At 61.8% G+C, this 13,225-nt stretch carries 14 protein-coding genes; 13 read left to right on the top strand and 1 reads right to left on the bottom strand.

The window, feature by feature from the left end:
* The 13 genes from VHL31_RS00795 to VHL31_RS00740 all read left to right on the top strand — a co-directional run.
* Positions 1-327 (top strand): hypothetical protein (locus VHL31_RS00795; RefSeq protein ID WP_329659297.1); only part of this gene is annotated, 327 nt, incomplete at its 5' end.
* A 1,161-nt stretch (positions 328-1,488) separates the two neighbouring features.
* Positions 1,489-2,712 carry a phage portal protein gene (locus VHL31_RS00790; RefSeq protein WP_329659296.1) on the top strand — a complete coding sequence of 408 codons (1,224 nt, stop codon included), beginning with the start codon at positions 1,489-1,491 and terminating at the stop codon, positions 2,710-2,712.
* Positions 2,702-3,247: an HK97 family phage prohead protease gene (locus VHL31_RS00785; RefSeq protein ID WP_329659295.1), complete on the top strand. Its 546-nt coding sequence runs from the start codon at positions 2,702-2,704 to the stop codon at positions 3,245-3,247. Before VHL31_RS00790 ends, VHL31_RS00785 begins: the two co-directional genes overlap by 11 nt.
* Complete coding sequence (locus tag VHL31_RS00780; RefSeq protein WP_329659294.1) at positions 3,247-4,395, top strand: phage major capsid protein; 1,149 nt, start codon at positions 3,247-3,249, stop codon at positions 4,393-4,395. Before VHL31_RS00785 ends, VHL31_RS00780 begins: the two co-directional genes overlap by 1 nt.
* A gap of 11 nt (positions 4,396-4,406) precedes the next feature.
* Positions 4,407-4,793 carry a hypothetical protein gene (locus VHL31_RS00775; RefSeq protein WP_329659293.1) on the top strand — a complete coding sequence of 129 codons (387 nt, stop codon included), beginning with the start codon at positions 4,407-4,409 and terminating at the stop codon, positions 4,791-4,793.
* 43 nt (positions 4,794-4,836) lie between these two features.
* Positions 4,837-5,391 (top strand): head-tail connector protein, encoded by a 555-nt coding sequence (locus VHL31_RS00770; protein WP_329659292.1) that lies wholly within the window; start codon positions 4,837-4,839, stop codon positions 5,389-5,391.
* A complete protein-coding gene (locus tag VHL31_RS26570; protein WP_349262323.1) occupies positions 5,391-5,750 on the top strand; it encodes an HNH endonuclease signature motif containing protein in 360 nt (119 codons plus the stop codon). The genes VHL31_RS00770 and VHL31_RS26570 overlap by 1 nt, the downstream gene beginning before the upstream one ends.
* Before the next feature lie 94 nt (positions 5,751-5,844).
* Entirely contained in the window at positions 5,845-6,252 is a 408-nt protein-coding gene (locus tag VHL31_RS00765; RefSeq protein WP_329659291.1) for a phage terminase small subunit P27 family, read from the top strand.
* Positions 6,224-7,840 carry a terminase large subunit gene (locus VHL31_RS00760; RefSeq protein ID WP_329659290.1) on the top strand — a complete coding sequence of 539 codons (1,617 nt, stop codon included), beginning with the start codon at positions 6,224-6,226 and terminating at the stop codon, positions 7,838-7,840. Before VHL31_RS00765 ends, VHL31_RS00760 begins: the two co-directional genes overlap by 29 nt.
* Positions 7,841-7,851: 11 nt before the next feature.
* The gene (locus VHL31_RS00755) at positions 7,852-8,016 is read left to right on the top strand and encodes a hypothetical protein (RefSeq protein WP_329659289.1); all 165 of its coding nucleotides are present in this window, start codon (positions 7,852-7,854) and stop codon (positions 8,014-8,016) included.
* A 178-nt stretch (positions 8,017-8,194) separates the two neighbouring features.
* Positions 8,195-10,852 carry a zinc-dependent metalloprotease gene (locus VHL31_RS00750; protein ID WP_329659288.1) on the top strand — a complete coding sequence of 886 codons (2,658 nt, stop codon included), beginning with the start codon at positions 8,195-8,197 and terminating at the stop codon, positions 10,850-10,852.
* Between the two features lie 812 nt (positions 10,853-11,664).
* A complete protein-coding gene (locus tag VHL31_RS00745) occupies positions 11,665-12,474 on the top strand; it encodes a hypothetical protein (RefSeq protein ID WP_329659287.1) in 810 nt (269 codons plus the stop codon).
* Entirely contained in the window at positions 12,471-12,698 is a 228-nt protein-coding gene (locus VHL31_RS00740) for a hypothetical protein (protein ID WP_329659286.1), read from the top strand. The genes VHL31_RS00745 and VHL31_RS00740 overlap by 4 nt, the downstream gene beginning before the upstream one ends.
* A 427-nt stretch (positions 12,699-13,125) precedes the next feature.
* On the opposite strand, the gene VHL31_RS26815 is transcribed toward VHL31_RS00740, so the two are convergent.
* Entirely contained in the window at positions 13,126-13,218 is a 93-nt protein-coding gene (locus VHL31_RS26815) for a hypothetical protein (RefSeq protein WP_414653618.1), read from the bottom strand.
* Between the last annotated feature and the right edge of the window lie 7 nt (positions 13,219-13,225).

The raw sequence follows: 13,225 nt of genomic DNA, 5'->3' as shown, positions 1-13,225 counted from the left end.
ATGTACTTCAACCAAAAATATATTTATGCTGTATTGTTAATCGCTCTTGCGGCGAGCGGATGTGCCACGTCAGAGAAGATCCAGCCCACCCAGGTCGGCGACAATCGCCTCACCTGTAAGGAACTGGAGGATCAACTGGCTCAACTCGACCAGTCCCAGAAAAATATCGAGGACAACAAGGGTGTCACCGGCACGAACGTCGCCGCTGCCCTATTTTGGCTACCAGGCCTCGCCTACACCTATTACGATGCCGGGCAGGCCGAGAATCTTGTCCAAGAGCGCCGCAGCCAGCTCACCAGCCTCTACAACAAGAAGGACTGTCCTTAGGGCGCGGGTCCAGCCGGCACTTCCCGTCGGCGCCATGATGGGCAGGGCGCGCCCTTTCTTGCCCTGACGTCTGTCCAGATAACAGGTCGAGTGCCGGGTTCCCTTTTGTTAGGCGTTCTTAGTCACTCTCATGCACGAGCACGCCGAATTTTCATAGGGCCTGATGAAGCTCCTTAACAACGGCGCACTCGACGAAGCAGAATATATTACCGCGATCATGCAGACCGACTTGGCCGAGATCGGTCATGTTCCTCCCGGCCGCGTTTGGCCACGACCAGGAGAGGTGCCCCCGGCCGGGTGGGACGTCTACGAGGATGCCGTCCGCTGGTGCCACGGCGGCTTCCAAGGCTATCCCGGCTGGTCATAGTCACCGCCAGCCATTCGTCAGCAGACAGCGATCCATACTAATAACGGTTATTAGTATGGCGCCGCCTGTGCGGTACTGATGGCCGGCTCAGAGGGTAGGCCAATTGGCCGACCCTCTTCCTGCGCATCCCCCGGATCCCGATCGGCGGCGCCGTGTCTGAGCAAGGGGCCAATTGGCATTTTGCTCCCATCACCACCGTGCGGAGGCTCGCCCCTCCGTGCCGACAGCGATTGCTCTTGTTTCGCCAACTTCCGCAACATGTTGCGGAAGTTGGTCGGTCCGCTCCCCCCGTCGGTTCCCGAGTGCTTTCGCCCGCTCCACGAGGCTGCTGCTAACAGTCAGCATCTCAGCCGCCTGCGCATTGCTGATGGCGGGCTCGGTAGATCCGCCAATTGGCGGACCCTCTTCCTGTGCCGCTGCCGGATGCTGGTTGGCCCCCATCGCGAGATTCGCAATCCGAGCCGAGACCGACGCCCGTTGCGTTTCGGAGCAAAGTCTCAATTGAGACTTCTGCGGGTCCTAACATCCCTGCGGTGCAAGACGAGGGTGTCTCAATTGAGACACCCTCGGAGCACGAGCATTAGTTCGGCACATGTGCCGGTTTCTGATTCTATTAAAAGGTGCAATTTTTTGCACCTTTTCATCCACTACGATCGCCGGAAAGTAATCCTCACCAACTTTTCCCGAGCTTTCTGGAATATTCCAGCACTTCTAAATTCTCCAGCTTAGCCGTTCCTGTTTGACTTGATCAAGCCCAGCCTGCGTAGTGTCCACTGGAACTACCCGGGCTGTGCATGTTCGACCGGCTGAAGCATTTTCTTGGGATCGAGAAGCGCTACGACTTGGCGAGTTCTTCGCCGGAGATGCTGGCGCTGTTCGGTGCCACGCCCACAGCTGCTGGTGTCTCGGTCTCTGCTGAGTCTGCCCTTCGTTCGCCGACCACGCTGGCGGCCGTTCGGGCCATTGCCGAGAGCGTTGGCTCCCTGCCCTTCCATCTCTATCGCCGCAGTGCCGACGGCTCCCGTGAGCGCGACAACTCTCACCCAGCAGCCACCCTCCTGGCCGGCGACTGGTGCCCATGGGCCGGCGGTGTCGAGACGAAGACCGGCCTGCAGCTGGACGCCCTGCTCCATGGTGCTGCCTGCGGCCAAGTGATCCGCACCGGCAGCACGCCCCGAGAGATCCACCGCCTCGATCCTCGTGATGTCACCCGCGATACCAGCGGGCCGGAGCCTCGTTTCAAGTTCAGCGTCAACGGCGTCGAGCGCACCCTCGACTGGCGGGATGTCCTCTACCTGCCCACCCCTGGCTCGATCGGCAACCGGGTCGTTTGCCTGACGCATCTGGCGCGCGAGGCGATCGCGCTGGACCTCCTGATGGCCGAGCACCAGGCCCGGCTGTTCAGCAACGGTGCCAGGCCGAGCGGGATTCTGAAGACCGGCAACAAGCCGCTCGGGCCTGAGGTCATCAAGCGACTGCGCGAGAGCTTCAATGCTGCCCAAGCCGGAGGTGCCAACTCCGGCCGGACGCTGGTGCTTGAGGACGGGATGACCTTCGAGCCGCAGCAGTTCAGCAGCACGGACAGCCAGTTCCTTGAGCTGCGCCGGCTGGTCACCCAGGAGATCGCAAGGGCCTTTAAAGTGCCGGGCACCCTGATCGGCGACCTCGACCGGGCAACCTGGCGCAACGTCGAGGAGCTGATGCGCCAGTTCGTGCAGACCTGCCTGATGCCCTGGACGGAGATCTGGCAGTCCGCGCTGGAGCGGGTGCTGCTCACTCCTGAGGAGCGGCGGGAATACTTCATCGAGTGCACGTTCGACGACCTGCTCCGTGGTGATCTGGCCGGCCGGTTCACCGCCTACCGGCAGGCCACCGGCGGCTCCTGGCTCACGCCCAACGAGGTCCGCGCCCTGGACAACCGCCCGCCGATCGACGGCGGCGATGAGCTGATCCGACAGGCCGGTCAGGCGGATGCCTCCTCTCCGACTGCCTCCCAGGAGCCCGTCAATGGCGCGTGAGACCAAGACCCTAGCGGCGCCTGAGGTGCGCTTTGCTACCGACGAGGCCGGCACCTTCTCCGGTTATGCCAGCGTGTTCGGCGAGCCGGACAGCTTCGGCGACATCATCAGGCCTGGCGCATTCAAGAAGTCGCTGGCCAAGCGGTCTGCTACCGGTGGCCCGGCCATGTTCTGGAACCACAACCCGGATCAGCCGATCGGCGTCTGGACGGAACTCACGGAAGACGCCCGCGGCCTGAGGGCGACCGGCAAGCTTGTGACCGAGACGGCCAAGGGTGCCGAGGCGCTGGCGCTTTTGAAGGCTGGCGCCGTCAACGGCCTGTCCATCGGCTTCCGGGCAGTGGCGTCCGAACGCGGGCCGAACGGGGGCCGGGTACTGACCGCCATCGACCTGGTCGAGGTCAGCCTGGTGACCTTGCCGGCGGCATCCAATGCCCGCGTCACGCAGATCCGCAACGCAACCCACTCGATCGCCACGTTGGCGTTCGTCCAGGCGGCCCATCGTGCCGTCATTGCCATCACGAGGACCTACTGATGGACGTCTCCCTCGAAACCCGTAGCGAGGGCGATGACACCCTCGATCCTGCCGTGCAGGCGGTCACTGAACTGCGTACTGCCGTCGAGCAGCACCGTACCGCGCTGGATACCCGTCTCAGCACTGAGCTCCGGTCGCTCACTGAGCGACTGGATGCCATCGACGTCCGTACCCAACGGCCCGGTGGCGGTGGCAGCGAGCGCCGCGACGACCAAGGTGACCTGCAGCGCCGCGCCTTCACCAGCTTCCTCCGCCACGGTCCGGAGCGGATGCAGGCCGAAGAGGCTCGCTCGCTGATCGTTGGCGACGATACCCGCGGTGGCTACTTGGCTCCGCCGGAATTTAGCACCGAGGTCCTCAAGGAACTGGTCGAGTTCAGCCCGATCCGTCAGGCGGCCCGCGTCGGCACCACGTCGCGTGGCGAGGTGATCCTGCCCAAGCGCACCAGCACGCCGACGGCACATTGGGTCGGTGAGACGGAAGAGCGACAGGAGACCGGCACGACCTATGGTCAGGTCGAGATCGAGGTGAACGAGGCGGCCTGCTACGTGGACGTCAGCCTCCGCCTTCTGGAAGACGCTGCGGTCAACGTGGAACGTGAGGTCGCCTCTGATCTGGCCGAGGAGTTTGGCCGGCTGGAGGGTGTCGCCTTCGTCACCGGCAACGGCTTCAAGAAGCCGCTGGGCGTCCTGGCGGATCCGACCATCGGGTTCATCCCAGGCCTGCACGCCTCGGACGTGACCGTCAGCGGCCTCATCAACCTGATGTACTCGCTGCCGGCCTACTACCGGAACCGCGGATCCTGGCTGATGAACGGCTCGACCCTGGCCGCTATCCGCAAGCTGGTCGACGGCACCGGCGCCTTCATCTGGCAGCCCAGCCTGCAAGCAGGTCAGCCCGAGTCGCTACTCGGCCGCCCGGTGATCGAGGCAGTGGACATGCCGGATGTGGCTGCCGCCGCGTTCCCGATCGCCTTCGGCGACTTCTCGACCGCTTACCGGATCTTCGACCGGGTCAACCTCTCGATCCTGCGGGATCCGTATTCCGTGGCCACCAAGGGCCTCGTCCGCTTCCACGCAAGGCGCCGTGTCGGCGGTGCGGTCGTGATGCCGGAAGCCGTCCGCAAGCTGAAGATCGCCGCGAGCTAAGGAGCCTGATCATGCGCGACCTCGTCCACAACCTCGGTGTGGTGCCCGTCGTGGCACCCGCCGTCCTCTCGGCCACCACCACCAGCGATCCGGTCGACCTGATCGACTTCGGTTCCGCCGCGCTGGTGATCAACACCGGTGCCATTGCCGGAGCCGGTGACTTCACCGCCAAGCTCCAGCACTCCGACACCACCACCGGCGGCGACTTCACCGACGTGGCGGCCGATGACCTGATCGGCAGCCTGCCCGCCAGCCTTGCTGCCAGTTCGGCGGTGAAGGTCGGCTACAAGGGTTACAAGCGCTACCTGCGCACGGTGCTGACCAAGAACTCGGGTACCTCGATCGCGGCCAGTGCCGTGCTGGTGAAGGGCTATGCTCGCAACCGCCCCGTGGCCTGATGGGGCCGGCCTTCGGGCCGGTCTCGCTACTGAGGGGCCAGCCATGCTGACCCTGGTGACACCTCCGGTATCACTGCCAGTGACAGTTCAGGAGGCCAAGGACTTCTGCCGCGTCACCCATGACGAGGAAGATGCCGGGATCGCGGCGATGATCGGTGCGGCTACCGCGGCGCTGGATGGGCCGGAAGGGCTGCTCGGTCGGGCATTGGTGACGCAGACTTGGCGGCTCACGCTCGACCGCTTCCCGGCGATGATCAGCGTGCCGATGCCGCCGTGTCAGGCCGTGACGTCGATCAGCTACCTGGATCCGACCGGCATCGAGTGGGTGCTGAGCCCCGATGCCTATGAGGTCACCGGCTTGGGCGGCCACATCGCCGCCAAGATCCGGCCGTTGCGTGGCACCAGCTGGCCGCGGGTCCGCTACGGCGATGGCGCTGTCCAGGTCGAGTTCGTCGCCGGCTGGCCCGTTGTGCCCGAGCGGCTCCGGCAGGCGATCCTTATGCATGTCTCGCAGATGTACGATGGTCGCGAGGGTGCTGGCGGCATGACCGCCGGCTATGACGATCTGATCCGCTCCTACCGGCTCTGGTGCTTCTGATGCCGATGGCCCCACCCAGGCACTGTCCCAAGCCAGGACATCCGCCCTTTGTCGGCGCTGGCTGTCCTGCCTGCACGGCTGCACGTCGTGCCGCCGTGGAAGCCAAGCGACCGTCTGCCCGTGCCCGTGGTTATTACAGCAAGTGGGAAGCGGCACGGCGTGGCTTCCTGTCGGCTCATCCGACCTGTGCTTGCGGGAAGCCGGCGACGACCGTCGACCACGTAGTCCCTCATAAGGGCTCCCCGAGCCTGTTCTGGTCGCGCTCCAACTGGTCGGCTGTCTGCGCCTCCTGCCACAGCAGGAAGACGGCCGGCGCCGACGGTGGGTTCGGCCATCCGATCCGGAGTGCCCGGCCGTGATGGGAAGGAGGAGGGATCGAGTTTTGGCCCGGTTGCTACAGGACCGTATTGCGCCGCTTGCGCGCAGTATCGTCGGCTTCTGGGGATTTTCCCGATGAGAGGCCGCAAGCCCAAGCTCAAGGTGATCGAGGGTGGCCTTACCCAAGGTCGCTGTCCGCCTGCTCCGGCCTGGCTGACGGCTCAGGCCAAGGCGGAATGGCGTCGGGCCGCACCGGAGATCCACGGCCGGAAGCTGCTGACCCCGGACACGCTGGCAACCCTGGAGAGCTACTGCATTGTGGCCGGCTTGGTCCGCGAGCTGGAAGAGGTCATGGGCCGGGACGGCCGCATGATCGAGACAGAAGACGGCCCCAAGCCGCACCCCGCGTTCAAGATGCAGTCGGCCGCCATGCGCGAGGCACGACTGCTGGCGACAGAACTCGGCTTCATGCCGCACCGGCGCGCCGCCAAGACTCAGGAAGAGAGCAAGAGCGATGACTGGGCGGACGATCTTCTCGCCTGACCCGGCGCTCTACCCTGACCCCAGCGGCAGAGCTGGCCGCATCTGCAGGTTCGTGAACCGGTTGCAGCTTTGGGAAGGCAGCCATGCTGGCCAGCTCTTCCACCTCCACGACTGGCAGACCGCCATCATCCGCCGGATCTACGGACCGACCACCGAGTGCGGTGGCCGGCAGGTCCGGATGGCGGTGCTTTGGCTTCCAAGGGGTAATGCCAAAACGACCTTGGCCTCTGCCCTGGCGCTGGCACACTTTCTGGGTCCCGAGGCGGAAGCCGGCGGCCAGATCGTGATGGCGGCGGCCGATCGCGAGAATGCCGGCATCGCCTTCAACTCCGCCCACCAGTTCGTCCAGCAGGACCAGGTGCTGGCCAAGCGGGTGCGCCCGATCGAGAGCAGGAAGATCCTGCAGCACCCGGGCACACAGGGGAAGATGTCGGCCATCAGCACCGAGGCCTACTCGAAGCATGGCCTGAACGTGAGCTTCTTCCTGGCTGATGAGGTCCATGCCTGGCCAGCCGCGGAAGCCCGCAAGCTGTTCGGCGTCGTCAGCGACAGCATGGTCAAACGGGAGAACCCGCTCACCATCGTCATCAGCACCGCCGGCGAGGGTCAGGGCACGCTGGCCAGCGATCTCTGGCAGTACAGCCAGAAGGTAGCCGCGGGCGAGATCGAGGATCCAACCTTCGCGCCGATCATCTTCGCGGCGGATCCTGCCGCCGACTGGAGGAACGAGGCGGCCTGGCGTGCGGCCAATCCCGCGATCGAGGCCGGCTTCCTGTCGCTTGAGGAACTGCGCACCAAGGCTAGGCGCATCGCGCACTTCCCAGCGGAGATCTCCAGCTTCAAGCGCTTCCACCTCAACATCTGGACGGATGGCGCGGCCGAGCCTTGGGTAGATCTGGCGGTCTATGACCAGGCCGAGCCGATGCGGCCGCAGACCGAGCTGCTGGGGCAACCATGCTGGGTCGGCGTCGATCTCTCCAGCGTCGAGGATTTGACGGCCGTGGTGGCGGTGTTCCCGGTCGAGGATGAGGACGAGGTTCGGCGTTACGACGTCCTGCCGATGTTCTTCCTGCCGGAAGCCAGCATCGCCCGCAAAGCTGAGCAGGACCAGGCGGACTACCTGCGCTGGCGAGAGGCCGGACACCTACGGCTCACCCCTGGCAACGTGGTCGACTACAACGCTGTACTCGCCTGGATCGACGAGCTCGCTGTGGACCACAGCGTCCAGGAGATCGCGATCGACCGGTGGAACAGCACGGCGGTCACCACAGCCCTGCAGGAAACTGGGTTCACCGTCGCCGCCTTCGGCCAGGGCTTCGCCTCGATGGCGGCACCGGTGAAGGAGCTGAAGGCAGCACTCCTCTCAGGCCGCTTCCGGCATGGCGACAACCCGGTGCTGCGGATGTGCTTTGGCAATGTCGCGGCCGAAACGGACGCGGCCGAAAACGAGAAGCTTCACAAGGCCCGCTCGCGCGGGCGGATCGATGGTGCGGTGGCCGCCGTGATGGCGGTCGGACGCATCCTGGCGAACGAGACGGGACCGAGCGTCTACGCAACGCAGCGGCCCGAAGGCTTCCTGGTCATCTGAGGAGAGAGAACATGAACGATATTACTATAACCGGGCTGAGCATGATCAAGAACAGCAAGCCGAACGCAGCTGGTGCTAAGATGCTGGCCTTCAACTGCGAAGTCCGCATCTTTGCCCTCTCCGGATGTGCATTCGTAAAGACCACAAAGAACGGGCTGACGACCAACGCGCTGTAGATCGAAGAGCCGGATGGCCGCGGGCGCTCAGTGATGATCGTAGACAACTGGCTGCGGCATGGCGGCACGAGATACCTACCGCCTGATGGGCAGAACGGAGGCGGAGTGGGTGAAGCGGGAGGAAAGGAACCCAAGGCAGAAGAAGCAGACGACGCTTTGAAGTTCGTATCAGGGCCTAGTGGGCGGGAGACAGACAGCAGGCTTCGACGCACCGCCTCCAGATTTCTACATCGTGGATTGGGGCGGGCTCGCAACATGCCCGCCAAAGCTTTTAAAGAATATCTGCAAGCTCTTTTCCCCGGATATTATAGACGCTATCATGCTTGAGCTTCCTTGGTTGCTAGGCTTTGGGATGTTCCGGATGATTGCTCAAGCAGTTTCGGCCTTTGCCCTTACGCTATCCCTATCTTTAGTGCTGCCTGCACATGCCGAAGAAAATCCGCCTCAACAAGTGGCTGCCCCAGAGGTATTGCCGTCCATTGTCAACAAGACGAAAGGCATGACGAAACAGGATGGCTACATCCCGCTTTATGTCGATGAAGCATCCGGATCAGTTTACATGGAGATACCTCGCATCAGCGAAGACATGATCTACCAGATCTCTCTTCCTAGAGGACTGGGCTCAAAGGATGTCGGTCTGGATCGCGGCGGACTGCTAGCGGAAACACGCATCGTCCGATTTGACCGCTGGGGAAGGAAGGTGCTCCTTGTCCAGCCCAACCTCAAGTACCGTGCTGTCACGGAAAATCCGCATGAGCGCCGTAGCGTCGACGAGAGCTTCGCCGAATCCGTTCTCTGGGGTTTTGAAGTGAGCGCCGAGAGCGAAGGGCACGTCCTCATCGACGTAACTGAGTTCGTGTTCAAGAGCGACCTCCACAATATCCCCGCTACCATCAAGATGGCAGAGCAGGGAGAGTACGCCCTCTCAGAAGACCGTAATGCTCTTTATCTACCCAACGTGAAAGCGTTCCCACGCAACACTGAGATTGAAGTTGCGCTAACGTTCACTAGTGCAGAACCTGGTGAGCAAATAATAGAAGTAGCGCCTACACCTGAAGCCATTACCGTTCACGCACGGCACTCCTTTGTAGCCCTTCCTGAGCCAGGCTATGTCATGCGTTCTGGGGATCCCCGTGCCGGGTATTTTAACATCGAATTGACGGATTACGCGGCTCCACTAGAGCAACCCTTACAAAAGCGCTTTATTAAACGACACCGCCTAGAGAAGGAAGATCCGTTCGCCGCTGTCAGTCCGCCCGTAAAGCCTATCGTGTATTATGTGGATCGTGGCATCCCGTCGGCAATTCGGACCGCAATACTAGAAGGCGCTCGTTGGTGGAATGAAGCGTTCGAAGCGGCAGGATACCTTGATGCATTCCGGGTTGAGTTATTGCCCGAAGGGGCGGATCCGATGGATGTACAATATAATATCATTCAATGGGTTCACCGCTCCACGCGAGGATGGAGCCGTGGCGACAGTGTCTACGATCCTCGCACAGGAGAGATAATTCAAGGACGAGTATCTTTAGGCTCACTCCGAGACCGACAGGATAATCTTATCGCTGAAGGTTTGCTTGCGCCTTACGAACGTGGCGATGAGCATGTCCCGGAACTACAGGCGTTTGTGCTAGCTCGCCTACGCCAACTTGCAGCGCACGAGGTTGGCCATACTCTTGGTCTAGTACACAATTTCGCCGCAAGTTCTGAGGGCCGGACTTCTGTGATGGACTATCCTTATCCATGGATTCAACTTAATTCTTCAGGCCGACCCGATCTTGCAGAAGCGTACGACACGAAAATAGGCGGATGGGACAAGGCCGCGATTGCTTACGGATACCAAGATTTCCCGGAAGGAACGGACGAGAAAGTGATGCTCGACAGGCTGCTCGCAGACACGAGCAACCGCGGTCTTACCTTGCTAACTGACCAGGACGCCGGCCCTGATGGAGTAAATCCTCGAGTCGAGCGGTGGGACAATAGCGCCGACGCTGCCGAAGAGCTACGGCGCGTCATGGATGTGCGCCGAGTTGCTTTAAATTACTTTGGCGAACAAGTGCTCCAAACCGGCATGCCGCTGGCCACGATGGAGGAAGCGCTTGTTCCAATATACCTCTTCCATCGATACCAAGTGGAAGCAGCAGTAAAGATGCTTGGTGGGCAGTTCTATACGTATGCATTGCGTGGAGATGATCAGCAGCCAAAGGAACCCGTGCCGGCAGCCGACCAGCAGCGTGCACTGAATGCCCTGCTCAGTACATTAAACCCAACCGAGTTGGTGTTACCGACGGCTGTGCTTGAGCGCTTGCCACCACGCCCTTACACCCACGAACGCCACCGAGAGCTGTTCGACAGCAGGACAGGATTGAGCTTTGACATCTTCTCACCACCGGTCACGGCGGCAGAGCTGACCGTTGCATCGATCCTGAAACCTGAGCGCGCAGCTAGGCTCGTTGAGCAGCAGACGCTGTCTCCTGAATTGCCGGGCTTAGACTTCGTCATCGATCAGCTTATTGCATCTGCTTATGAGAGATCAGATCAGGAACAGGACGCGTACCGGCGCGAGATGCGCTACTTGGTTCAGCGCGTCGTGGCAGAGCAAATCATTACACTGGCGGCTGATGCTCCGATGCCGCAGGTACGTGCCATAGCGGAGTACAAGCTGGCGCAACTCCGTGACCGACTTCGCGTGCAGAATTCTCCTTCAGATGCTGCCGATGGCGCTTACAACTACCTCTTGGTTGCTGACTTGACACGCTTCCTCGACCGGAGATGGGAGCCACAGCAGGACCGTCGCATGCGACTAACCGTACCTCCCGGTCCACCTATCGGCGAGTAGATCGGTCTGTTACGGCGCAAACTCGCGGGGAATGAATTGCCTTGCAACGTCAACTGCACTTATGACGGATAATACTTCAGCGCAGGTGAGGATGGCTTCGTGGATCAGGTCGCTCCCTGATCCGCCGGCAGGTGCACCTTGTAGCCGAAGAAGCTGCGTTACCCTCTGCGGGTGAAGCCGGCTGCTGGATCGCGCTCCAACACTTCACATTCACGCATGGGCGGCCGCTTCACGTCAGCCTCCTCAGTGTCATGAGCGACCTGTTAAGGATCACTAGATCCAGCAAAGGCTGAAGAATGAGAAAAAGCCAGATGGTTGCACCCGAGCAGTCGGCGTTTGATTCTGTCCGGCTCAGAAGCAACCTAGACGGATTTGCCTCTGTCCTGGTCATCCTGGCGGACAGCCCGCCCGCCATCGGCCGAAAGGAGATGAACGCGCAGGGGAGCGCCCTGCACGGGATCGTCCACGTTAACCGGGCTGGAGGCGGCAGCCAAAGAAGTCAGCGGCTAAACAGCAAGGGCCGTCCTAAGTGATCCTGCGGCGGCCCTTATCTGCAGGACCTCTGGATCCTGCCCAGGCCTTGCAAAGGTAAGCTAGCACCTGAAGGATGAGGCGGCCCATTTGCACTTGATAGAACATTTTTACTGTTCTATCTTGCCTCCATGGGACGCCCACGCAGCAACACCCCACCCGATCAGTTCACTGGCGCCGAAGTCGCTGTCGGCGCCGGTCTTGCTCCGCGCAGCTTTGCTGTTCTCCACGAACGCGGGCTCGCCCCACCGCCTCTGGTGGAAGCAAGTGGAAAGGGTACATTGCGGTACTACGACTCGGTCGGGTTGGCTGAGGGTGCCTTTATCGGCGCAGCCGTCACGTCAGGAGTTGGGCTGTTCCTATCGGCGACGCTCTGCAGAGCGGTAAGCGATGAGCTTGTTCGATCATTCGAGCCATTGCCGTCCGGGCTCGACGAGTATCTGCAGACCCCCCTCAATCCAAGGCCGGGTGACTATCCTTGGGAGCCAAAGCCCGAAGACAAGCTGATTTCCATTCGCATCAGCGACGACTTCTGGCTGCACCATCTCCTACGTACTCGGTCAGGCATCTATCGGCCGAGGCAGGCGATGGATGGCGACTTCATGATTGAGATCGTTGATAGAGCCTATGTCTTTGTGGGTCCTAGTGGCCACGACCCAGCCCCGCTCTGCCGCATCAAGGAGTGGGAACGCGGCGAAGACCAAGCCTACGTGCAGTCGCTCGCCGCAGAACTTCCTGGTCGGTACGGTACCCCCGCAGCGGATAAGCGCCTGCGTGAGATCGAAGCCGAGTTCGAGAACGCCCGGCGCAATGCCGTCGGAACGCTGCGCATCAACTTCAGTCTCGCGATTCGCAACGCCTTTGATGCGATCCACGAGCACCGCCTGGCAAAGGGCTCCAAGTTCGACTGGAGCGCTTCCGCTAAGCCGACGCCTGGCCGCTACGACGGCTGTACGCCGGACGGGTATCCGCTGGACCCCGAGCATCCATGGAACAAGCAGCTTCCTCCTGCGGAGCGAGCCAAGCGCCTAGCAGAAATCGAAGCGTACATCGCTCAATTGGATGCAGAGCGGGAGGGGCGTCAGCCATGACCACTACCCTCAGCCTTCCTCCCCACCTTCGCAAGCCAAGGCTTCAGCGTCGTGAAGTCCCAGAATACTTGGCGCTCAAGTTCGGCATCCCGATCGCGATCGCGACTCTGGCGAAGTTGGCCAGCGTTGGTGGTGGTCCCCCCTTTGACCGCATGAACAGAACCCCGTTGTACCGCACGGACCTGCTCGACGAGTGGGCACAGGCGAAGCTGGGGGTGGGCTGAGCAGCGTGGCGGATGTCGTCCATATCCCGCGCGTCATCCATGCGCCTGAGCTTGCAGAGAGGCTTGGTATCTCGGAGCGTTCTGCTCGCGAGTTAATGCGGACCGGCCGGATCAAGTCTAGGCGGCCTGGCCGGGAATATGTGACGACTGATGTCTGGCTCGCCGACTATTGGACCACTCCCGAGAGGGCCGAGAATTGCGCCGCAAATCCAAAAGCACATGGAGCTACCTCGGCTATCGCCTCTGGTGGCGCAATGGTACCGCTTACGTCTGCTGGAACCGCCCTGGCGGATCCACCGGTAAGCGCAGCCTCGATACCTCGGACGTTCAGGAAGCCAAAGAGCTGCTGATCCAGTTCGCCGACCGGAACGCCCACCTGGACGAAACTGGAGTGCACCCCGTTTGGCCGGACAGAGCCAGGGTTGGGTTAAGCACTGAGTTTGCGGAACTCGGCGGGTGATTGGAAGCGCAGCGCCGAGTGTGGGTGGAGATTGTTGTAGTCGTCTATCCAAGCCTGCAGCAGCCCA

The organism is Geminicoccus sp., from assembly GCF_036263595.1.
Taxonomy (GTDB): Bacteria; Pseudomonadota; Alphaproteobacteria; order Geminicoccales; family Geminicoccaceae; genus Geminicoccus.
The sequence above is the reverse complement of the archived record's forward strand: the minus strand, read 5'-3'. Positions and strand labels throughout refer to the sequence as shown.

Excerpts from the sequence above, each read along its gene's own strand:
- VHL31_RS00790 (WP_329659296.1), top strand. The coding sequence starts at position 1,489 with ATGTTCGACCGGCTGAAGCATTTTCTTGGGATCGAGAAGCGCTACGAC.
- VHL31_RS00785 (WP_329659295.1), top strand. The coding sequence starts at position 2,702 with ATGGCGCGTGAGACCAAGACCCTAGCGGCGCCTGAGGTGCGCTTTGCT.
- VHL31_RS00780 (WP_329659294.1), top strand. The coding sequence starts at position 3,247 with ATGGACGTCTCCCTCGAAACCCGTAGCGAGGGCGATGACACCCTCGAT.
- VHL31_RS00775 (WP_329659293.1), top strand. The coding sequence starts at position 4,407 with ATGCGCGACCTCGTCCACAACCTCGGTGTGGTGCCCGTCGTGGCACCC.
- VHL31_RS00770 (WP_329659292.1), top strand. The coding sequence starts at position 4,837 with ATGCTGACCCTGGTGACACCTCCGGTATCACTGCCAGTGACAGTTCAG.
- VHL31_RS26570 (WP_349262323.1), top strand. The coding sequence starts at position 5,391 with ATGCCGATGGCCCCACCCAGGCACTGTCCCAAGCCAGGACATCCGCCC.
- VHL31_RS00765 (WP_329659291.1), top strand. The coding sequence starts at position 5,845 with ATGAGAGGCCGCAAGCCCAAGCTCAAGGTGATCGAGGGTGGCCTTACC.
- VHL31_RS00760 (WP_329659290.1), top strand. The coding sequence starts at position 6,224 with ATGACTGGGCGGACGATCTTCTCGCCTGACCCGGCGCTCTACCCTGAC.
- VHL31_RS00755 (WP_329659289.1), top strand. The coding sequence starts at position 7,852 with ATGAACGATATTACTATAACCGGGCTGAGCATGATCAAGAACAGCAAG.
- VHL31_RS00740 (WP_329659286.1), top strand. The coding sequence starts at position 12,471 with ATGACCACTACCCTCAGCCTTCCTCCCCACCTTCGCAAGCCAAGGCTT.